This window comes from Aquimarina algiphila (assembly GCF_007489275.1).
GTDB classification, from domain to species: Bacteria; Bacteroidota; Bacteroidia; order Flavobacteriales; family Flavobacteriaceae; genus Aquimarina; species Aquimarina algiphila.
The window spans coordinates 74260-97256 of sequence record NZ_VLNR01000009.1; the positions used below are offsets into that span (position 1 = coordinate 74260).

The 22997-nt window shown below is 31.6% G+C and carries 23 protein-coding genes; 13 read left to right on the plus strand and 10 right to left on the minus strand.

The genetic code is table 11. From position 1 onward, the window contains the following. Positions 1-66 precede the first annotated feature (66 nt). The 9 genes from FOF46_RS06125 (at position 67) to FOF46_RS06150 (ending at position 7304) form a co-directional block, all read left to right on the plus strand. The gene (locus FOF46_RS06125; protein WP_143915841.1) at positions 67-2250 is read left to right on the plus strand and encodes a peptidase domain-containing ABC transporter; all 2184 of its coding nucleotides are present in this window, start codon (positions 67-69) and stop codon (positions 2248-2250) included. Between the two features lie 108 nt (positions 2251-2358). Beyond that, complete coding sequence (locus FOF46_RS06130) at positions 2359-2673, plus strand: HTH domain-containing protein (protein WP_109435067.1); 315 nt, start codon at positions 2359-2361, stop codon at positions 2671-2673. 152 nt (positions 2674-2825) lie between these two features. Beyond that, positions 2826-2975: a hypothetical protein gene (locus tag FOF46_RS31385; RefSeq protein ID WP_160114074.1), complete on the plus strand. Its 150-nt coding sequence runs from the start codon at positions 2826-2828 to the stop codon at positions 2973-2975. A gap of 29 nt (positions 2976-3004) precedes the next feature. Beyond that, on the plus strand, positions 3005-3160 hold the full coding sequence (locus FOF46_RS31390; RefSeq protein ID WP_160114073.1) for a hypothetical protein: 156 nt from the start codon (positions 3005-3007) through the stop codon (positions 3158-3160). Positions 3161-3241: 81 nt separating this feature from the next. Further along, positions 3242-4486 carry a hypothetical protein gene (locus tag FOF46_RS06135; RefSeq protein ID WP_109435066.1) on the plus strand — a complete coding sequence of 415 codons (1245 nt, stop codon included), beginning with the start codon at positions 3242-3244 and terminating at the stop codon, positions 4484-4486. A 609-nt stretch (positions 4487-5095) separates the two neighbouring features. Then, positions 5096-5254, plus strand: a complete 159-nt coding sequence (locus FOF46_RS06140) for a ComC/BlpC family leader-containing pheromone/bacteriocin (RefSeq protein WP_109435065.1) — start codon at positions 5096-5098, stop codon at positions 5252-5254. A 412-nt stretch (positions 5255-5666) separates the two neighbouring features. Continuing rightward, complete coding sequence (locus tag FOF46_RS31395; RefSeq protein ID WP_160114072.1) at positions 5667-5819, plus strand: hypothetical protein; 153 nt, start codon at positions 5667-5669, stop codon at positions 5817-5819. Between the two features lie 489 nt (positions 5820-6308). Next, on the plus strand, positions 6309-6785 hold the full coding sequence (locus FOF46_RS06145) for a hypothetical protein (protein ID WP_143915842.1): 477 nt from the start codon (positions 6309-6311) through the stop codon (positions 6783-6785). Positions 6786-6824: 39 nt separating this feature from the next. Then, positions 6825-7304: a regulatory protein RecX gene (locus FOF46_RS06150; RefSeq protein ID WP_109435063.1), complete on the plus strand. Its 480-nt coding sequence runs from the start codon at positions 6825-6827 to the stop codon at positions 7302-7304. A gap of 46 nt (positions 7305-7350) precedes the next feature. Here FOF46_RS06150 and FOF46_RS06155 read toward each other — a convergent pair whose 3' ends face one another. From FOF46_RS06155 to FOF46_RS06185, 7 genes are all read right to left on the minus strand, one after another. After that, positions 7351-8766: a S41 family peptidase gene (locus tag FOF46_RS06155; protein ID WP_143915843.1), complete on the minus strand. Its 1416-nt coding sequence runs from the start codon at positions 8764-8766 to the stop codon at positions 7351-7353. A gap of 197 nt (positions 8767-8963) precedes the next feature. Further along, positions 8964-9926: a helix-turn-helix domain-containing protein gene (locus FOF46_RS06160; RefSeq protein ID WP_143915844.1), complete on the minus strand. Its 963-nt coding sequence runs from the start codon at positions 9924-9926 to the stop codon at positions 8964-8966. A gap of 431 nt (positions 9927-10357) precedes the next feature. Further along, entirely contained in the window at positions 10358-11224 is an 867-nt protein-coding gene (locus FOF46_RS06165) for a cupin-like domain-containing protein (protein ID WP_143915845.1), read from the minus strand. A 105-nt stretch (positions 11225-11329) separates the two neighbouring features. Next, positions 11330-12433: a biotin synthase BioB gene (bioB, locus tag FOF46_RS06170; RefSeq protein ID WP_143915846.1), complete on the minus strand. Its 1104-nt coding sequence runs from the start codon at positions 12431-12433 to the stop codon at positions 11330-11332. A gap of 105 nt (positions 12434-12538) precedes the next feature. Continuing rightward, positions 12539-13708 carry a beta-ketoacyl synthase N-terminal-like domain-containing protein gene (locus FOF46_RS06175; protein WP_109435058.1) on the minus strand — a complete coding sequence of 390 codons (1170 nt, stop codon included), beginning with the start codon at positions 13706-13708 and terminating at the stop codon, positions 12539-12541. Positions 13709-13792: 84 nt separating this feature from the next. Next, positions 13793-14503 carry a LytR/AlgR family response regulator transcription factor gene (locus tag FOF46_RS06180; protein ID WP_143915847.1) on the minus strand — a complete coding sequence of 237 codons (711 nt, stop codon included), beginning with the start codon at positions 14501-14503 and terminating at the stop codon, positions 13793-13795. After that, positions 14493-15575, minus strand: coding sequence for a sensor histidine kinase (locus FOF46_RS06185; protein WP_244299579.1), 1083 nt, complete (start codon positions 15573-15575; stop codon positions 14493-14495). Before FOF46_RS06185 ends, FOF46_RS06180 begins: the two co-directional genes overlap by 11 nt. A gap of 293 nt (positions 15576-15868) precedes the next feature. Between FOF46_RS06185 and FOF46_RS06190 the strand changes: the two genes are divergently transcribed. The 4 genes from FOF46_RS06190 (at position 15869) to FOF46_RS06205 (ending at position 19863) form a co-directional block, all read left to right on the plus strand. Further along, entirely contained in the window at positions 15869-17014 is a 1146-nt protein-coding gene (locus FOF46_RS06190; RefSeq protein ID WP_143915848.1) for a serine hydrolase domain-containing protein, read from the plus strand. Positions 17015-17208: 194 nt separating this feature from the next. After that, positions 17209-18168, plus strand: a complete 960-nt coding sequence (locus tag FOF46_RS06195; protein WP_244299580.1) for a hypothetical protein — start codon at positions 17209-17211, stop codon at positions 18166-18168. 248 nt (positions 18169-18416) lie between these two features. Beyond that, positions 18417-18866 carry a cytochrome c oxidase assembly factor Coa1 family protein gene (locus tag FOF46_RS06200; RefSeq protein WP_109435055.1) on the plus strand — a complete coding sequence of 150 codons (450 nt, stop codon included), beginning with the start codon at positions 18417-18419 and terminating at the stop codon, positions 18864-18866. Then, entirely contained in the window at positions 18829-19863 is a 1035-nt protein-coding gene (locus tag FOF46_RS06205; RefSeq protein WP_143915849.1) for a hypothetical protein, read from the plus strand. The genes FOF46_RS06200 and FOF46_RS06205 overlap by 38 nt, the downstream gene beginning before the upstream one ends. Here FOF46_RS06205 and bioA read toward each other — a convergent pair. From bioA to FOF46_RS06220, 3 genes are read right to left on the minus strand one after another with little or no spacing between them, the layout of a single operon-like run. Then, the gene (bioA, locus tag FOF46_RS06210; RefSeq protein WP_143915850.1) at positions 19860-21125 is read right to left on the minus strand and encodes an adenosylmethionine--8-amino-7-oxononanoate transaminase; all 1266 of its coding nucleotides are present in this window, start codon (positions 21123-21125) and stop codon (positions 19860-19862) included. The two genes, FOF46_RS06205 and bioA, sit on opposite strands and share 4 nt — an antisense overlap. A gap of 51 nt (positions 21126-21176) precedes the next feature. After that, complete coding sequence (bioD, locus tag FOF46_RS06215) at positions 21177-21818, minus strand: dethiobiotin synthase (RefSeq protein ID WP_143915851.1); 642 nt, start codon at positions 21816-21818, stop codon at positions 21177-21179. Between the two features lie 13 nt (positions 21819-21831). Next, positions 21832-22983 carry an aminotransferase class I/II-fold pyridoxal phosphate-dependent enzyme gene (locus FOF46_RS06220; RefSeq protein ID WP_143915852.1) on the minus strand — a complete coding sequence of 384 codons (1152 nt, stop codon included), beginning with the start codon at positions 22981-22983 and terminating at the stop codon, positions 21832-21834. Between the last annotated feature and the right edge of the window lie 14 nt (positions 22984-22997).

A 22997-nucleotide genomic window follows, 5' to 3' on the forward strand; every position in this document is an offset into this window, starting at 1 on the left:
AACTTAGATTCTTAGCGTCTTTGAATCTCTGCGTCTCTGAAACTTTACAACTTAAAAACAAAAACCATGGGGAACATAAAAATAAAACAACACGATATTACAGATTGCGGTGCTACCTGCCTGGCATCGATCTCTGCACATTATAAATTACAACTGCCAATTGCTCGTATTAGACAATTTGCAAGTACTGATAAAAAAGGGACTAACGTATTAGGATTAATTGAGGCTGCAGATAAGCTCGGATTTGAAGCCAAAGGCGTACGAGGTGATTTAGAAAGTCTATTTAAAATCCCTAAACCCGCTATCGCCCATGTGATCGTTAATGAAAAACTACATCACTATGTAGTGATTTATGAGGTAACCAAAGAATACATTAAAATTATGGATCCAGGAGATGGCAGGTTTCATAAAAAGACTCATGAAGAATTCGCAAAAGAATGGACCGGAGTCTTGGTATTATTATTACCCAAAGAAGATTTTGTGGCTGGTAATGAAAAAGTATCTGTTTTTAAACGCTTTTGGTTTTTACTCAAACCTCACAAAGGAGTACTTATACAGGCTTTTGTAGGAGCTATTATCTATACATTACTTGGATTTTCGACTTCCATCTATATCCAAAAACTCACTGATCATGTGTTTATGGGTACAAGTACCAAATTGCTTAACCTATTGGGTATTACAATGATTGTGTTATTAATTCTGCAATTAATTGTTGGAGCATACAAAGATGTTTTTCTAATCAAGACAGGTCAGCAAATTGATTCACGCCTGATTCTGGGGTACTACAAACATTTATTAAAACTCCCTCAACAATTCTTTGATACGATGAGAGTGGGAGAAATTATATCCAGAATTAATGACGCTGTAAAAATTAGAGCTTTCATTAATGGAGTAGCCTTAAATCTAACCGTTAATATACTGATTCTTATTTTTTCCTTTGGTCTGATGTTTACCTATTATTGGAAACTAGCCCTAATTATGTTAGCCATTATCCCAGTATACGCTATTATATACATCATCACAAATAAGCTAAATAAGCGCACTGAACGGGGTATCATGGAAAAATCTGCCGATTTAGAGAGTCAACTGGTAGAATCTTTAAATTCTGTAGGAACAATCAAGAGATTTGGTCTTGAAGATTTTGCCAATATTAAAACCGAAACACGTTTTATAGGATTGCTGAAAACAGGATATAAATCTGCCTTAAACACTGTGTTTTCGGCTTCGAGTACGGGAACAATAGCACAATTGTTTACCATTATTTTATTATGGAGTGGTTCATATTTTGTTATCGAAAAAGAAATTACAGCTGGAGAACTCATGGCATTTTATGCTATTATTGGATATTTCACCAGTCCGGTTGCTGGGTTAATTAGTGCTAACAAACAAATTCAGAATGCACTCATCGCAGCTGATCGTTTGTTTGAGATTATGGATCTGGAGCGTGAAGAAGATGCACAAAAAATAACCTTCACAAAACAGAATATCGGAGACATCAATTTTACTCATGTTGGATTTAGATATGGATCCAGAGTAGAGGTTTTTAAAGATTTTAGCCTTAACATTCCGAAGGGAAAAATCACCGCAATCATAGGAGAAAGTGGTTCTGGAAAATCTACTTTAATGTCTTTACTACAAAACATTTACCCAATCCAAAAAGGACAAATATCTATTGGGGATCAGGATCTTAAACATATTGAAAATAGCAGTTTAAGAGATGTAGTAAGTGTAGTGCCACAAAAGATAGATCTTTTTGCAGGTAATGTTATCGAAAATATTGCTGTAGGAGAATTTGCACCTGATATGGAAAGGGTTATGGAGGTTTGCAAAACCATCGGTATTTTAGAATTTATAGAAAATCTACCTAATAGTTTTGCCACCTATCTTGGGGAGAATGGTGCCACCTTATCAGGAGGACAAAAACAACGTATTGCTATTGCCAGAGCCTTATACAAAAATCCAGAAATTCTAGTATTAGACGAAGCAACATCTTCACTAGATAGCGTATCAGAAAACTACATTCAACGAGCTGTACAAAATCTACGAGATCAAGATAAAACTATCATCATTATCGCTCATAGATTGAGTACCGTAGTCAATGCCGACAAAATAGTGGTCTTAGAAAAAGGGGAAGTGGTCGAAGAAGGAAACCATAAAGTATTATATGCTCAAAAGGAAAAGTACTATGAGCTATGGCAAAAACAAATGCCTAAACTAGACAATATATCAACAATAAATGCTGTCGCATAATTAAAAGTTAAGATATGATGGATTAAGCATAAGAGAACCTATTCGATTCATTATGCATACCATCTGAAAAAATCACTCGAATATCATTTATTAAAAAACATTACAATTATGACTACAATCCTTAAACAAATAGAGCTTATTGAAAGAATCGATCAACTTATTAGAATGGAAGCCACAGGAACAGCAATAGATTTGGCAAACAGATTAGGTGTATCTAGAGCTACCTTATATAGAATCATAGAAATGATGAAGGAATTGAACGCTCCTATAGAATATGACTTTACCGTACAAAGCTTTGTGTATGCTGAAGCTGTAGGATTTAGATTTGGTTTTTATGTAAAAGACTTGCCATTTAATGAAATGAGATCTGTGAGTGGAGGAAATTCTTTTCAAAAACTACATTTTTTAGCAACATTCTCATAAGATGAGACAACCTGATGCTATCATTGTTAAGTAAAAAGTACAGTATACTACTTTTTATAATAGTTGCAACAACATACTAATCTTGAAAGATGTTTTGACGAAAACAAATTTCGAGTGTTTAAATTAATTACTAACATTTAAAATTTCAGAAAATGAAAAATTTAGAAAATTTTGGAGTACAAGAATTATCGGTTAAAGAACAACAAGCTACCGAAGGTGGATTCCTAGTTCTTCTAGGAATCGCAGCAGTATTTACAGTAGCATATTACTTAGGGTATAAAGCGTCTGGAGCTGATAAATAAAAACTTAAGAATCATTTAAAACATTTAATATGAAAAATTTAGAAAACTTTGGAGTACAAGAATTAACTATCAAGGAGCAAGAAACTACTGAAGGTGGTTTTTTACTAGCTGTATTTGCAGTGGTTGCAGTAGCTGGATTCCTATGGGGATTGGGTCAAGGCTTAGATGATAAGGCTAATCAATAATCAATAACTTGAGTATCCTATTTCCATTAACCTGAAAATAGGGTACTCCCCTTTAAATAGAAAAAGTCTTTATTCAAAAAAATGCTTTCCCAAATCAATAAAATTGTACTTACATGTCTGTTAATATATAATTTTACTTACGGACAAAAAGATTCTATTCATACAACTGAGTCTTTAAAACTATACAACTTTACTATGATTGACGGTGAGAATTATCTCACCATGAGGCAAAATAATGAGAACTATCTATCTGGATACAGAATATTATCACGTTTTGTAAACCAAAAGCCTTCTACAGCTGGTAAAATTTTACAGCTTGGGACATCCTTTTTAGGACTTCTAATCACTCATGAGGAAGGGCATAGATCTGTTTTGACACAACTAAATATCGGTGCTATTTCGCAACCATTTTCAATTTTTGAAGGAGCAGCATACGTCAAAGGCGTTACCGATATCACCTTACAGAATCTTCGTGATACAGACTTACCCAATTATATACGACTACATACTGCTGGGCTAGAATCAGACTTCTCTATAATTACTAAGACTGAAAGTTTAATTGCTCTTGAGGAAGACAGTTTTGAAAATCTAAACATCGAGTATCATACTCATAAACTAGCATTAATAGGATATTATCTTACCACTTTAATCCCGAAGCTTTCTCCCAGCATAAAAGAAGAAAGTAATGAATTAGACAGAGACATTGTTGGGCATGATCTTTATGGCGCAGTAAGGCATCTACATAGACCTAATAGTGAATTCTATAGGTATACAGATCATGATGACTTAACCAAAGAGGAGAAGAAATTCATAAAAAAAGTAGGTTTCTTTTCTTTATTAAACCTATTAAATCCAATACTCATTGGAAAAAACAATTTTACACTTTCTAAAAATTCTAAATTCAATTTAGGATTAGGGTATACAATGGCTCCATATGGTGGTTTTATCGATGAGAATTTTTGGTTGATTGTAAATAATAGATTAAAAATCCACTCCTATTTAAGACAGTCTCATAATAAAAATTCCTGGTTCTTGGCAGGAGGTTTTAAAATCATGAATTATAAATTTTATGATGACAAGTTATGGGTATCAACAGGATTACATTTTTGGTCACAACCCACAAATCTATCGTTCACAACCAACAAAAGTGACTTTGGATTTGCAACTGAGTTTAATACCGCCTATAAAATTTACTCTAACTCACAAAGAAAAATAAACTTAATGTCTAATGTTGGTTTAACCTATAAAACATTTGGTTTTATTCCAGAATATTCTACCCTTGAAAAAAAGATGCAATTTAACCTGGGGATATCTATTTTATGGTAAAATGATCCGTAGGCTAAAATTGTTTCTCAATTCTTCATTCTCATAAAATGAGACAACTTGATAGTAGTATTGCACTATAAAAAAACACAATGTTCTATTTAATATTAATCCCTGTTCTTCTTGGTGGTTTTCATTACATAAATAAACAAGTGAAAATTGAGAAATCTATTAAAATTATCTTAGCTATTGTATCTATTATAATGATTGCGCTTGTATTGATTGACTTTTTACATAAAATTATCTAATAATCTTTTATCCAAAAAAAGGTAATTCCAAAATAAAATTGCTAATGATCTTTTAAAATGAAACCTCAGTATATAATGTTTTGAGGTTTCTTTTGATAAACATTAGTAATATCTCAAAACTCACTTGCCAATTAGAGGCCAGTTAAGAATAACATCCTCAAAACATCAAGTTCTAAAAGCAGGCATGTAAACTTCTATCATATCTCAAATAATGAGACTACGGTTTCTTACTATTGATGTATCCAAAAAGCATCATATAATGCTTTGGGATACCGTTGCAACAAAAACATACTAACACATTAATTTGACGAAAGAAAATGTATTAGTAAACCAAAAAAGTAATAATCATTAAAATTTAAAAATTATGAAAAACTTAAATGAATTTGAAAGTTTAAACGAGACCGAATTAACTGAAATTAATGGTGGTTGTGGTATTTGTGACTTTATAGAAGATGTTACAGATGCGATTATTGACGCAGCAATGGCAATTGTTGAATTTGCTCTTACTGTTGGAGAAAAATAATCTAAATATCTTTTAAAATGAAAAAATTAAACCACGTAGATTCTCTTCTTTAAACCAAAGCAAGCTGTACTCTACCAACAAGGAATTTTTTCAATAAAATTATAAAATCGCTAGGAATCAAAAGATTCGTCATTACAAAAGGAGTTTTGTATGAATACAAAACTCCTTTTTTGATTGATAATATGAGTAAAAAAAACAGCAATCTCAATAGATGATACAATCTCAATGTATGATTGTATTGCGAGAGAGAAATACTCATAAATTCAATTTTTGATATCAGATCATATTGATGCTTCAAAGAATTAAAATCTGCTCTAAAAAAACAAAAAACCATAGTCTCATATAATGAGACAACTAGATCATATCATTGTATTATAAATCAAAAATCACTGATAACACAAAATCAAAACCCATGAAAAATCAAATCTTAGATCAATACACATCATTATCATCAAAAGAAGTAAAAACAATCAACGGAGGTTGTGGAGGAGAGGATGTTGAATGTCCAGAGTTAAAAAAACTTGTTGAGGCTTTAAACAACTTAAGGTTCCTTATAAATCTATAATTTATTAAATCATTTTATTCATCAATCCGCCTCTTTATAGATAGGTTTCAAAAATCAAAAACATGAAAATTTTACATCAATTTGCTGCATTAGATACAGGAGAATTAATAAACACTACTGGAGGTCAAATTGTACAAAATTTAAAAGAATCAAACACCTTATCTATCAATTGATGCTTCTGAGATCTTAGCCATTTTAGAAGCAATAGTATTAATCTTATAAAGTATTACCTAAGCTTTCTGGATCCAATACAAAATCGAAAAGAAGAATGGATCAGAATTATTTAAACCGAAACCTTATCATGAATCATTTTCGATTTTAAAATGAAAAACTATAGTAATCCAGAAAGGCAAAATATTAGTGAGTAAGCTAATGAAGTGAGTTTAGTGAGTTCAAATTCCTCTATTTTCTTTATGAATATAGAGGAATTCTTCTCGTCCAGAAACCTCTAAATAATATCACCTTTTTTATATCTTAAAACTAACAACCATGAATGATGAAAAAAAATTACTGTACAGCATCTTAAAAAAATTTAACGGAATGGGTAAAATCGAAGCCTATGATCTTATTCATAAGTTAGAAACACTCCTATTTTACACTTCTAATCCTATTAATGAAGAAGAACTTAAACAGATTATAGTTTCAAATCTAAGTCTCAACCATGAAATAGACCCTTTTCATTTTACTATGCTCCCCAACGGAAATTCTTGTGAGTTTGATGGTTTTAATGAATGGTTACACATCTACAAAGAAAACAGAAGGATATTTCCAAACTGGTCGATATTAGACACTTATTATTTTAAAACCAAATATGCTCCCATAGACCTTAAAAAGTTAACCAAAAAAAGGTTATTAATGGACCTTAAAGGTAAGCCTGAAGAAGAAAAAATTATAAACTTTCTCAAAGAATATAAAATTTCTAAAAAAGATGTAATTACAAATAGGTTATTAATTTTGGAAGCTTAGTTTTTCACAAATCTTAATAAGTACTGTACATTTGTAACCATGTACAAGAACCCAGTTAAATCTGTAACCGTTGCTGAAGCAATAGCAAAAATGGAGCATTATTGTGCTTACCAGGAACGATGTCATAAGGATATCGAAAGTAAGCTCAAAACAATGATGCTAATCCCAGAGGCCAAGGAAAAAATCATACTACATCTCTTAGAACATAATTTTCTTAATGAAGAACGTTTTGCTAAAAGTTTTGCACGAGGAAAGTTTACTATTAAAAAATGGGGAAAACAACGTATTGTAAGAGAGCTTAAATTTCGTGATATCTCTGCTTACAATATAAAAACTGCGCTTAAAGAAATTCCTGAAAAGGATTATTTTGAAACCTTTCATGCTCTCTCAGAAAAAAAATATCATAGTATTACCGAACAAAATAATAGCAAAAAACGCAAAAAACTAGTTGATTACCTTTTATATCGAGGTTGGGAGACACATCTTGTTTATGAAAAAATGAATGAGCTTTTTGGCTAAGAAACCCCAAAAGATATCATTATGACATCCTTTGAGGTTTTTGATTTTAACGTGTCTTATTTAATATTTCTATTGCCAAATCAATTCCACTATCTTTTTCTTCAATAAAATCATCATTCGAGAATAACGGAACTCTATTCTCTTCACTTGGTCCAACACCGATTGTTTCAAATACTTTTCCATTCGCATCGCTATACACTTCATTAGACAGTCCTATTAAGGCTCCATTTGGTAACGTATGTGTTAAAATATCCGAAAAAACTCCATTTGTATTATCACCAACTATCGTAACATATGGCAAATCTTTCATGCAAAGCGTAAAAATCTCTGCTGCACTTGCTGTCAAAGGGCTTGTTAATACTATAATATCTCCTGTAAATTGAAAATCACCTTTTGGGGTCACAGATATTGATGTGCTTTCTGTAAAACTATCTCCTAATCTCGCTTTTTTAGAAAATACTACTTGCTCCTGATCTACAAATCGTGAAGCGATATTAACAGAAACCATATCATATCCTCCTTCATTAAAACGAATATCCAGTATTAACTTAGAAATTCCAGAATCTTCAAGATCATTCATCATTCTATCTAATACTGTGTTTAATGTTTCCAGTTCATTCTTTTCATTCGTACTATAACCCGCCATACCAAAAACATTAATATATGCTATATTATCATTAATCAGTCCCCAAGCTATATTTTCGCTTTCATCAGCTTCAAATTTATTGCCTAAATATGCTGCCCCAATAGTTTCTAATCGTTGAGTATAAAGTCTATCATAATCTTCTTCAGAATCAATAATGAGATCCCCACTTAAACTAGAATTTAATCGTTCTAACAAACTAGGTAAACCAGAATTAATTTCGATACCATTTGCTTCATCTTCAATAGCTACATGCCCATCTTTAAAAAGGAAAATTAACTCTATCACAACATCATAAAAGTTCTCTGAAGTTACCTGATCTCTTAAACTTTCGTATTGAGACCAGTTTACATTTCTAGTTTCAAAAAAAACATAATAATCATTAAAAATATTCCAAAAATGATCAAAATTAACCTTTGGATCATCAGTTTTAGAAAGCTGATCAGGAAGACAAAATTCATTTTGATTTAATAACCTAGTAAACTTAATATCTGATGCTATAAGCTCTGATCTGCCTATCAATTCGTTAGCATTGATAAGATCCAGAGAAATTCCAAAAGATTCTTCTGCAACAAAATCATCTTCTACCACGGCACATCCAGCCTTATTTATATTATACAATACACTTTTATTATCATTAATTTCAATGATATATCCTTTGTCTGCTGCTAACCAAAAACCATTTTTAGTTGCTTCTGGCTGTGGCTGATCATCATCAGATTGACAAGCCATGAAAAAAACCATCAATAAGAGCAAAAAGCATCTTTTAAAGTTTTTAATTACTTCTATTTTGATATTGTTGTGCGAATTCGAATTCATACTAGTTTTATATTTAAGAGTTACATTTCACTGACAAATCAAAAATCAATCAATTGTATCGAAAAAATATTTGAAAAAGGGTGATATGAAGTTTCTACCTGCTCACCGTTATCAGTTTACGAATAGATCGATATTGTATCTAATTCTCATCAAAACTAGGTAGGATGTATGAAATCAACGTTCGAGATTATTAAAATTTAAAAAATCGGAACCTTTTTGTTTTTAGATCTAAACTGGCTGGGAGTCAATCCAGTTTCTTTTTTAAACGAGGTATAAAATGTAGTTTTCGACTTAAAACCAGCCTCTAAACCTATAGCTAATAAACTATACTTATCAAACTCTGCATTAAGAATCATATCCTTTACCTCCTTTACTCTGTAAGAATTGATATATACAGTAAAATTCTTTTTTGTAATATCATTTACAATCTGTGATAGATACCCAGAACTTATATTTAATAGTTTAGCTATAATTTCCTGGCTCAAATTAGGATCTCTATAAATATGATCATTTTGAAGAAGGTTTTCTAACTTTAAGAAATATCTATTATCTTCTGAAAATGAAGCACCTGTATTCGTTGGTACTTCCTGTTGTGTATTATCATGAACTTCTGTAAGGTTTACATGTAAAGTTCCATTGTTAACATCACTTATAATATTTTTTTGATCATTGGTTAGTTTTAATGTATAAATTCCATAATACACAACCCAAAACACAAATACTGAAGCCACTGTACATATAATAGATATGCCAATTTCATAACCTATATTAAAAATCATGTCGATAATATCTATTATAATCCATGAGGTTACTAAGAAAAATATCCAAACACACAATTTTTTCAACCATCTACTATTGGGATGCATTCTATACTTTTCTTCTTTAAGAATTTTATAGGACCAAATAACGAGAATGAAATTGAATGAATAGTAGCCTAATTCTTGAAAATCAAAAATCAAATCGTATACAAGCTCTTTATATTTCCAGGAATAAGCATATTCGAGATTAAAAATTACATTAATGACAACAGAAAAAATAAAAGGCATATATAACCAAAACAGTTTCTTACTCTTCCCTAAATCATGATTGATTGATTTTAAAAAATAAAGAAAGAAAAAAACCGGAAATAAGAATACCCATTCGATATCATATAATATCATAAATTTTGGGTATTTAACAAATACATCAATAGCATCAAGGTAAACAATTAAGCATTAATGAAGCCAAAACCAGTATAGCATATCCTAAGTAATTATTGACCTGACTTTTATAAAAAGGAGAGAAAAGAATTGCAAAACCAAAAATAAATCCTTGAGAAACAGTAATCAGCAAAAAAAGATGAGCAACATTCATTTTTTTCTTAATTCTTTTATCTTAATACAACCGTAACTTATCTCTTTTATGGGAATCTATAACCACCTGTTTATCAAAGATGAGCACAGGTTTTGATTATTAATTATTTCTAGCTTCATATGGTTAAATAAATCTGTACCAATCTAAGGTTCCAAGAGTTATCATCTTTATTGACCAATAAAAAGCTGTTTTGTTGCAATAAAAAAACTACATCTCGAAAGAAGAAATGTTAAAAATATCATCCATTCCTTTTATTAGTTCTGGATATGGCTTTATTATTTTTATACTGAATCCATTTTTGACCTCTAGTTTTTCGCATAAAATTATCCAGATATCGCATAATAAAGACATTATAAGTAGCTTCAATAAAATTAGTTGTCTTTTTTGGGACAGAACGGATACTCATAGAAAAACCTGGTGTTAGATATGTCATCTGATGCCAGTATCCTTCTGGCATATAAAGTGTTTCTCCATGCTTTAAATTTGTAATATATCCTTTGGCATTTTTTAATGCAGGCCATTTTTCAAAATCTGGATTTTCAAAATCTATATCTTGATGAGATATTAATGAGTGCGGTACTTTATATAAATATTTTGTCTCTGAAGGAGGAAATAATATGCATTGTTTTTCTCCATGAAAATGAAAATGAAGAATATTTGCTAAATCTATATCATAATGCATAAAAACTTTGGAACCACCACCACCAAAAAATAAGTATGGTAATTTTTTCATGAATTTTAATCCTATCGCATCAGGATATGTAAAATCATTCTGAAGTTCTGGTACTTCTTTAAGTAGGCTATATAAAAAAATACGGTAGTTGGTTGGTTCTTTTTTGAGCAAATCAATATATTCACTCATTTTCATACTTGTATGTGCCTCATTAAATTTACGTTCTGAGGAAACCGGTCTATCATCATATATTGGCACCGTTTTATGTCCTGCCAATGTTTTGATATAAGACAAATTCCATTTCTTATATGCTGTCCAATCTTCAATCAACCTTTCTATTACGACTGGTTTTTGTAACTCGACATGGTCTTTAAGAAACTTCTCTTTGGTAATTGTTTTTACCCTTGGTATTTGCTCTAAATTTAATTTCACTACAAATAATAATTGGAAATACTACTAATAACATATAGTAGATTTAACAATTAAAACAACAATGTATTAATCGATATATCTTTTCCCTTAACAATAAAGATTATCTTATTTATCAGCTATTACTCCTTTAGCTTTTTGTTTTGCTGCCTCATTTCTTTCAATAGTATGTTCAGGTCTTGACCATTTAGGTTTTTCGCCTATAGGTTCATATTTTGAATCTTCTGCTTCTATTGTTTCTGGCTGTGCTTTTTTGACAAATGGTTTTTGTGGATTAAGTCCTAGTAATTTAAACATCTCCATATCGGCATTCACATCTGGATTAGGAGTAGTCAATAACTTATCTCCTGCAAAAATAGAGTTTGCTCCCGCAAAGAAACACATGGCTTGTCCTTCTCTACTCATTTCTGTTCTTCCTGCAGATAATCTCACCTGTGTCTGTGGCATAATAATTCGGGTAGTAGCTACCATCCTTATCATATCCCATATAGCTACCGGTTTTTCTTCTTCCATAGGTGTTCCTTCTACAGCTACCAAGGCATTTATCGGTACAGATTCTGGTTGTGGGTTTAACTTTGATAATGCCACTAACATTCCTGCACGGTCTTCTACTTCTTCTCCCATTCCAATAATACCACCACTACAAACCGTTACATTTGTTTTACGAACATTATCAATCGTTTTTAAACGATCTTCATATCCTCTTGTAGAGATTACTTCTTTATAATATTCTTCTGAGGTATCTAAGTTATGATTGTAAGCATATAAACCCGCTTCTGCTAATCGTTGTGCCTGATTTTCTGTAATCATTCCTAACGTACAACACACTTCCATTTCGAGCTTATTGATCGTACGAACCATTTCTAGCACATCTTCGAACTCCTGGCCATCTTTAACATTACGCCAAGCTGCTCCCATACACACTCTGGAACTTCCAGAAGCCTTAGCACGAAGTGCTTGCGCCTTTACTTGTTGTACACTCATTAGATCATTTCCTTCGATATCAGTATGATATCTAGCTGCCTGAGGGCAGTATCCACAATCTTCGGGACATCCTCCTGTCTTTATCGATAACAGAGTTGATACCTGTACTGTATTTGGATCATGATACTGACGATGGATCGTAGCTGCTTTGTACAGCAAGTCCATCATTGGTGAATTATAAATATCTAGAATCTCTTGTTTTGTCCAATCGTGTCTAATAACGCTCATAAAAAAGGTATTGTGAGTCCTCAAAAGTAATTGTTTCTAATCAAAAAACACAACGAAGAAACATCAAATTCGTGGTTTTTAATAACAATGAAATGATAAACTTTGTTAATATTTAAAGGGTTTTTCTAATAAAATGCTAACTGCATTACCTCCAAAACCTACAGCATTTATTATTATTTTATTCAATTGTTTTGGAATTTTATCATATGTAACAAACGGCACCGGTATAAATTCTTGATGTTGAATCATTAAAGCTCCAAGTTCGAGACTTAAAATTCCGCTGGCTCCAAATGTATGACCAATCTTCCATTTATTCGTTGTCAAGGCGGGAGTGTTTTCTCCAAAAACAGCTTGTATAGCATTATATTCTGCCTGATCACCTTTTACTGTTCCTGGTGCATGCATGACAATAGCATCTACTTCATTTGTAGGAGTTTTTCCTAAAGCCATTTTCATCGATTTCTGAAAACAATCTGCTTGAGTAGATATCGATATATTGTGTTTTAATGGTTCTGTTGCATATCCAACTCCTTTAATATATGCAATTGCATTTTCTCTTGCTCCTTTTTCTATACAAGCAACAGCTGCTCCTTCTCCCAGAAACATAGAATTTCGAGTTTTATTCCAATTCATTGCCTGACAAGGGTATGTCAATCCATTATTTGATCCATAAATCTTTAGTGCTTTCATCTGTGCAATAGTAAATGGTGTTAACGGAGCTTCACTACCTCCTACCAAAAACTTATCTGCTAAACCAGATTGCAACCACGCAACACCATTAAGTACGGCATGTAAAGCAGTAGAACATGTTATAGAATGACTGATTTCAGGCCCTATCGTTTGTAAATCGTGAGCTATCCATGATGAAATATTTCCCAAAGTCGTTGTAGGAGAGCTCAAAGTAGATGACTTATTTGTTTCTAAAAACTCCTGATGATATTTTTCAAAAAGTGCTGTTGCTCCTCTAGAAGATCCAATGTTAATTCCAAAATTTGGATCATCATCCCAACCGGCGTTTTTTACTGCTTCTCTTGCTGCAAATATTCCAAAAAGAACAGAGTTATCTAATGCTTCATAATGAGCATTCTCTTTTCTTAATTGTTTAATCATTCGATTTGCTTCTGCAGTCAGTACTGCCACTGGTGTTTGTTCTCTTCCAAAATCTTCAAAAGAAATACAGTGAGAAGGGTCTTTATATTTTCCCCAAATGTCACCAGAAGAAATTCCTAAAGGAGAAATAGAAGAAATCCCTGTTATTGATATGATCTGTTGCAATGCCTAATTTTTGGCAAATGTAGGGGTTTGATATGTTTTGTTCAACTGTTTTGCCTACAATAGAGTTAATATTAACAGCTAATTTTATCGATTAATATTCAAATACCCATATACCTTTTCCTTATAGCTAACTCCTATTGGGATTTCAATCGCATCTAACTCAATATCATTATGAGTATATGCCGTTATTTTGTTTAGATTGATGATATATGACCTATGAACCCTTAAAAACAATTCTCTATCTAATTCTTTTTCTATATCGCTAATTTTATACTTGGTCAGAACTTGTTTATTAGTCGTATGGATCTTTATATAATCTTTAAGGCTTTCAATATATATAATATCATTAATAGAGATTTTATGGTATTTATTTCCCGATTTTACTAATATAGATTGCTCCTCACTTTTGGGGACTTTTTTGTTTTCTATAATTTTAATATTGTCCTCTCTTGAGAACCGTTCGACTGCTCTAAAAAACCTCTCGAATGTGATGGGTTTTAGTAAGTAGTCTAAAATATCTAAATCATATCCTTCTATAGCATAATCTCTATATGCTGTAGTAATTATAGTTTTTGGAGGGGTTTTTAATGTTTTAAGAAAATCTAATCCAGTTATATTAGGCATTTTTATATCCAGAAACATCAAATCTATAGTTTCTGTTCTTAATACTTCCAATCCCTGAATAGCATTATTGCATTTAGCTACAATTTCAAAGGATTCTATTTTAGAAATGTGATTTTCTAATAATCGTATAGCCAGTGGCTCATCATCTATAAGTAAACATCTAGTTTTCATCTATAATCCTTATTTTTAATCTTACAAAAAACACATCTTCTTTAGTATTTTCTATTTCTAAAAGATACTGGTTTGGATATAATAAATCTAATTGTTTTCTAATATTCGTAAGACCTATTTTTTTTCTGGGAGCATCTATATTTATAGGTTGAATAGTATTAAAAATTTCAAATACAAATAATCCGTTTTGATAGTTTGTTGAAATATTAATCTTTGGAGATCCACTATCTTCTCCTGCACCGTGTTTAAAAGCATTCTCTACAAATGAGAGAAGTATCAATGGAGCGATCATGATATCCTGAGATATGTCTTTTTTAAAAGTCACCTGTAAGCGATCGTCATATCTTAATTTCTCTAATGCTATATAATTTTCTAACATTCTCACTTCTCCGTATAGGGATACATATTTATCGGTGCATCTATATAAAACATAATCTAAGATTTCTGATAATCGTTCTATAGAATATGCTGTCTTAGGAGAGTTTTCTATTGCCAAAACATAAATATTATTTAGCGTATTAAATAAGAAATGAGGATTTAGCTGAGCTTTAAGGATATGGAGTTCTGCTTCTACTTTTTCTTTTTTTAATTTTAATTCTTCTTGTTTTGTATTTGCGAAGTAGATAAAATATTTCAGGAAAAGAAATGTAAATACCACTACATATACCGAAGGGAAATAGTTAAACAAAAGCTTTTTCCAATCTAGTATTATTTCTAATAATGATTCTTGTTCAAAAGGATATGTTCGTATTAATGGTTCTGATAAATAAATGATCAAAACCCTTCCTAAAGCACTAGTAAAATATATGGATAAAATGCTGGTTACGACATATAAAAATTTCTCTCTTCTTAGAATGTATCTGGGTATTAAATAATATGCAAAAAGATATGAACCTATAAGCTGGGGAATAAGCATACATAATTGCCTTATAAAAGAAGCTATCAAAGAATATTGATCCAGCATTCTATCTCTAGCTATAAAACTGAACATCACTATCAGCCAAAAAATAAAATGTTTTGCCCATTTCGTATTTTGAATATGTTCTGTTATTTTTTCTGCCCGATTCAACATTTACACATTTCTAATTAAAACCATAAAAACCAAAATAATAAATAATTCATGAATTCATTTTGCGCATCGATAAATTCTTATCAAACACTCCTCAATTAGAAGATTCTCAGGACGAATTACATTCATACCAAAATTTAATCTTTATATCATCTTAAAGATCAAAGTCATCGATATTTGTTTATACTATTCTTTAATTTTATCATATTTCGAGGTGGATGAGATTGTTATTATTCAATCATTCTGTTAGTCAAATATAAAACTGTCATAAATAAACTAAAAAGCACTGATTTAATATGAAAAATACAACAACTAAGATCATCATTCTTGTATTTCTTTTTTCTGTATTTGGAATAACACTTACAAACTTTGATTGTATTCGTACCGAAGAAAAATTCCCCAAAAGTATATCTGAAAAGATAGATCATCATATCAAAAAATATGTTGAAAAAGATCATTATCAAGGTACAGTCATTGTTGCTAAAGAAGGAAAAGCAATACATAAAAGTGCATATGGATATTCAAATAGAGAAGAGAAAATCAAGAATACTATTGAAACTCAATTTTTAATAGGTTCATTGACTAAATCTTTTGTGGCTGTCACCGTTATGCAATTGGTAGAAAAAGAAATATTAGATCTACACGCTCCAATACAATCATATATCCCCAACCTCAAGAACGAATTATCAGAACATTTAACCTTACACATCTTACTGAAACATCAATCCGGATTATCTCCTCACTTAGAGAGAATCACAAATTTTGAAAATAAAGATGTATCTTCTCAGGAAATCATCCAAATCATAAATACCTCATCGTTATCATTTTCACCTTCTACTCAATATCAATATTCTAACCTTAACTATACACTTTCTGCTATTGCTGTCGAAAACGCTACTGGAAAAAATTTTGCAGATGTATTACAAGAATACACCTTTGACCCTTTGCAAATGAATAATTCTGGTGTCGAAAGGATCGCCAATAGACCCAAAAACAGAGCTAAGGGATATCATAAAAAAGCATTCGGAATTGAAAACGACGAAAACATTGTTTCCTATGCTTTAGGCAGCGGAGATATCTATTCGACTGTTGAAGATTTATTAAAATGGGATCAGGCGCTATATCAAAACACACTCTTATCTGATAAAAGTAAAGCGCTTCTATTCAAAGGAGAAAACTCAGAATTTGGAAACTACGGTTATGGATTTCGTATTCATGAATATCAACAAGGCCGTAATAAGGGCAAAAAAGGCATTTTGACTCGCCATGGAGGAACTATGGATGGGTTTATGTCTAATTTACATCGCTATACTGATGATCGTTTAACTGTAATCATATTGGGAAATATTCGTCCTTTTCCTATTAGAAATATGACTTTTGAACTGAAAGAGATAGCATTAGGTTTAGAAGTTAACGAACGAAATCGAACAAAATTCGAGTAGAAAAAATGATCTCGAATATTTCTAAAACTATGAATACCTCTTGTATCGTTATGAATTCTAATGTTTACATGCTCAATTGTATTTATATTCTGAGAATATTTTTACATCCCAAAGAATCTTTAATACGTCGATTTTCCAAAATTCAATATTAGTTTTTTCCAACTTTTGATAAGAATTTTAAAATTGATATTACAATGACACGTATTTGTATAACACTAGGAATCATATTAGCATCTGCATTATTTAACCTTACTTTTAGCCAAAACAAAGAAATTTCAATCCAGGAAGGTTCTGGTATGTTTTCTATTGAAGGCGGCCTTAAACATGAGGAAAAAATAATTCAGGTATTCTATCACAAACCAAAAGTATTTAGTAAAAAAACAAGAGTCCTGATTGTAATCCCCGGATCAGGAAGAAATGGTGACAGCTATAGAGATAGTTGGATCGAAAAATCAGAAAAACACAATCTACTAATCCTATCTCCAAGTTATCCCGAAAAAGACTATCCATATGAAGGGTATCACTTAGGAGGAATTTTAACTGATTTAAACATCAGAGAAAATGTCAAATTCGAACAGAATTCTAATCGAGTATTTTTAAATGAAGAAAAGGTATCCTTTAACATTAATAGCAATACTAAACAATGGATTTTTAATGACTTTGACAGATTGTTTGATATCGCGACCCGTCATCTTAAAATCTCTCAGAAACAATATGATATCTTTGGACATTCTGCTGGTGGACAAATTTTACATCGCTTTGCTATTTTTCATCCTAAATCAAAAGCCAATCGTATTATAGCCGCAAACTCTGGATCATATACCTTGACAGATTTTGAAACTCATTTTCCTTTTGGCACAAAAAAAACACACCTTACTAATAAAGATCTAAAAAAATCATTTGCCAAAAAACTAACCATTTTTGTGGGAGAACTAGACAACGAACATAGTAAAGGTGGAATTTTACTACGATCAAAAACGGTAGACAAACAAGGTTTACATAGATTAGCAAGAGCGAAATACTTTTTTGAAACTGCTAAGAATAAAGCAAAGCAAATGGGGTACAAATTTAATTGGAAACTAAAGATTGTAGAAGGAGTAGGGCACAACCAAAGAAAAATGGGGAATGCTGCTGGGGAATTTCTTTTTGATTAAATTTGAAATACATTATACCAGTTCTGACTTGAATTTGCTCATAAGAAAACAACATATTTTTGTCTTAGACGAAAAATAAAAGTTAAGTATAGCCATAGCTACAGTTAACTTTTATTTTGAAGAATAAGGCTAAAAGATATCGTTTTATTGGGTAGATTCAATTCGGAAATGGTATTTAAAAGAAGAACGTATAGATTGTAACAAAACCGTTACAATCTATACTTATATAATGAATCTTATACTACACCATGGATACTATTGAACATAAAAGTTGGTTTGCAAGAAATTGGGGATGGGCAGTTCCTTTAGGAGGTTGTCTCACTATTATTATCTTATTTTTTGTCTTTTTAGGTTCTGTAATATTTGGAGTAAGTGAATTGATCACACAATCAACACCTTCACAAGATGCCATTGCCAAAGTAAACGAAGACGACTATGTCATAAATATTCTGGGAGAACCCATAGAGACTAATGGAATCATGAATGGCAGTCTTTCTTATGAAAACAATGTAGGTTCTGCAGATATATCAATACCGATAAAAGGCCCTAATGGAGAAGCACAACTATATGTGGTTGGCACCAAACTAAATGATCAATGGACATATAAAGAAATGTATGTGATCATTGACGCTACCAATGAACAAATCGATTTACTAGGATATGAGCAAGATCAATACAGCAACGAAAACGAGCAATAGCTTAATAGTTTTTGGAATACCTTTACTACTTATTTTATCAATGGTTTTAATCGCAAAATCAAAGATATTCGAGGTCAACCCAGGCACGCTTTCTTTTGCTATAACTATTGACCTTCTTTTTACTATACCTATTCTCTATTTTTTATTAATTAAGAAGAAAAACATTCCTAAAACCACTATCATTCCTTTCTTTGTGATAGGAATGCTGATCACTTCTTATATCATTCCAAAAGAACACCAGTCTTTATTGAATTGGGCAAAAAACTGGATTTTTCCTTTTGTAGAGTTAGGGGTGTTTATGTATTTATTTTATAAAGTTAGGAAGACTATAAAACGATATAACGCTAATGCAAAACTAAAACCTGATTTTTTATCTGCTCTAAAAGAAACTTCTCATGAAATTTTGCCTAAAAAAATAGCTTCACTCCTTACTATGGAGCTTGCAGTAGTCTATTATGGCTTTATAGATTGGAAAAAGAAAAGACTAGCACAACATGAGTTTAGTTATCATAAAAAAAGTGGAACCATTTCTTTATTAATTGCATTGATCGTTATTATCACCATTGAAACTTATGTACTACATGTTCTTCTTTTAAAATGGAGTCCTATTGCTGCTTGGATAGCCACCATATTAAGTATGTATTCGGGTATTCAACTTTTTGGTTTTCTAAAATCTCTAATGAAAAGACCTATTGCTATTGAAGAAGACAAACTGCATTTGCGATATGGAATCCTAAGCGAAACAATAATCGATATTGCCAACATTGATGCTATAGAAATCACTAGTAAAGACATGGTATTTGATACCAAAACCAGGAAGTTATCTCCTTTTGGTGAGTTAGAAGCTCATAATATGGTCATTAGATTGAAAAAAGAAAATACACTTACCGGGCTTTATGGGATACAAAAAACCTTTACAACTATTGCTTTTTTTATAGATAACAAAGAGGAATTTAAAGGTGAATTAGAAAAGTCTATAGTGCTTTTTCAAGATTAAATCGTATCTAACAATTCAACAATAGCATCATAAACACTATTCAATTGCTCATCAGTAATTACATATGGAGCCAGAATATAAATTGTATTTCCCAGTGGTCTTAGAAAAATTCCTTTTTGCATAAAATGATCAAAGATTTCATAACGCTTTTTACCATATCGATCCATGTCTATATTTAATTCCAAAGCATAGATGACTCCTTTTTGTCTTGTCGTTTTTACTTTAGAATGCTCTTTTATCCTAGTATCAAAATCTTTGTGAGCTCTAATTATCCTATCAATATGATTTTGGAATTCTTCTGTTTGTAACAACTCTACTGCAGCTAATGCTACCGAGCATGCTATCGGATTTGCAGAGTACGTATGCGCGTGAAAAAAAGCTTTCCCGACAGAATCATCAAGAAAAGCATCATAAATTTCTTGTGTACAACTTGTAACCGCCATAGGAACAAACCCGGCAGTTAAAGCCTTTGACATCGAAATAATATCTGGTTTTGTTTCTATATATTCTGATGCAAATAGTTTTCCTGTTTTTCCGAAGCCGGTCATTACCTCATCGGCAATCGTGATCACATTATTTTCTTTACAGATACTTAAGATTTGATCTAAATATCGTGCCTCATACATATGCATTGCATTAGCCCCCTGAACTAATGGTTCATATATAAAAGCTGCTACTTCATTAGTTTTAATATACGCTTGTAATTGTTTTATTACGTTATCAATATTTTCAAAATTAGGTGTCGAAATACGTTTAACATTAATAAAAAAATCTTCAAAAGGACCATTATATACAGATAATCCAGATGCAGACATCGCTCCAAAGGTATCTCCGTGAAACCCATCTTTAAACGCAATAATCGTATTTCTTTTTTCTCCTTTATTAAAATGATACTGCAGTGCCATTTTGATACCCACCTCATTTGCAGTAGAACCGTTATCAGAAAAGAATATCTTCTCCTGATTATCTGGTAAGATTTTGATAAGTTCTTCAGATAACTCTATTGCTGGTTTATGCGTAAATCCGGCAAATACAATCTGATCTAACTGCTGCATTTGCTCTTGTACTTTCTCTAATATAAAATCATTACAATGCCCATACATGGCAGTATACCAGGATGCAATACCATCTATGTATGTTTTATCATCTTCATCAAATAGCAAAGCTCCTTTTGCCTTTACGATGGGTAATGCTTCGGGATGTATTTTATGCTGTGTGAGAGGATGCCAAAGATGTTTTTTATCTCTTTCTTTTAAAGTCATATGAAGCGTATTTTCGTAGAAACGAATATCTTTTTGATTTATTTTTTTATGCTAAATAGATTCAAGGGCATCTTTAAACAGTTCTGAATATGAAGAAACCACTCTTTCATCAAAATAAGGTTCATCTTCAATTCGACCAATGATATTTACTCCTGTCATCTTTTGAATGATATCTTCTGTAGTTTTATGTTCATCTCCACTAAAAATAATAGAGACGTTATATCCTTTTTCTTTCAAAACCTGAATAGTTAGCAAGGTATGGTTAATACTTCCTAAATAATGCCTGGATACCACAATAACTTTATAATCAGGTTTAATAATATCGAGAATAGTCTTGGTATCATTTAAAGGAACCAATAACCCTCCTGCACCTTCAATAACTAAATCATTGTTTACGTTTGGAGGTTTTATCTTATCAAGATCAATGACAATATTGTCAATTTCTGCAGCGGCATGAGGACTCATCGGTGTTTTTAGAGCATAACTATTTTTATGAAATTTAGATATTGAATTAGATACCAATGTTCTTACTTTATCAGTATCTGAAAATTCTAAATCCCCAGCCTGAATTGGTTTAAAATAATCCGCTTGCAGTGCTTCTACAACAATAGCAGAAGCTATCGTTTTTCCTACCTCGGTACTTATTCCTGTAATGAATATCTTTTTTGGATGTCCCTTTTTTTTACTAGACATAACTATCCTTTTTTTAGGTATTGACAAAGGTAGCTAACAACTCCAGAACTTCATCGATTTCTTTTCTAGAATTAAAAGAATGTAAACAAAATCGCAATCGCTCTTCACCTGCGGGTACTGTAGGAGACAAAATAGGTTTTACTTCAAATCCTTTTTCCTGAATTCTGGTTGCTATTTCTTTTATTTTCTTATTCCCTGAAATAATACAGCAATGGATCGCAGAATCACTTTTAATAAAATGTGATTTTAGATCAAGTGTTTCAAGTTTATCTTTAAAGAAAGAAATATTCTCAGCAAGTTTTTTTATTTCAGGTGTCGTATAAAGTTCCTGATAAGCAATATTGATAGTAGCCAGAGCGTGCGGTGGTAATCCTGTCGTATAGATAAAACTTCTGGCAAAATTTATTAAATACCTTTTTAAATCTAATGAGCCTAAAATTACAGCTCCATGACACCCCATTCCTTTACCAAATGTATTAATCCTTGCAAAAACCTGATCTTCAAGATGTAATTGTTGTAACCGTCCAGCTCCATATTTTCCGTGAACACCAATTGCATGTGCTTCATCAACTATAAGATGACAATCATATTTTTTACAGAAGGCTACAAAACCATTTAGATCAGGAGTATCCCCATCCATAGAAAAAACAGATTCGGTAACCACATAAATTTCCTGATTTTTATCATCCACATTTTGAACTCGTCTAATGTGCACGTCTAAATCTTCTAAGTCATTATGCTTAAATTTATAGGATTTGGCATTACTCATTTGTATTCCATCTCTTATAGAAGCATGAATTAACTCGTCATAAAAAATGATATCCCCGCGCTGTGGGACAGCAGAAAAAAAACCAACATTAGCATCGTACCCAGAATTAAACAACAAAGCAGTTTCTGCATTATGAAATTTTGCTAAAAAAACTTCCGTTTCTGGATATAATGTATGATTCCCAGAAAGCAACCTGGAACCTGTTGCTCCATTTTTATAAATTTCTTTCTCTTTTAAGAACTCATGAGATCGATCAAAAATTCTTTTTGAAGAAGCAAATCCCAGATAGTCATTAGAAGAAAAATCGATTCGGCTTTCATGTACTGAAAGTTCACGAAGTGCATTATTTTCTTCTCTATGCTGAAGTTTTTTAAAAAGCTTTTGCGGTAATTGCATAACAGTCCAAAAAT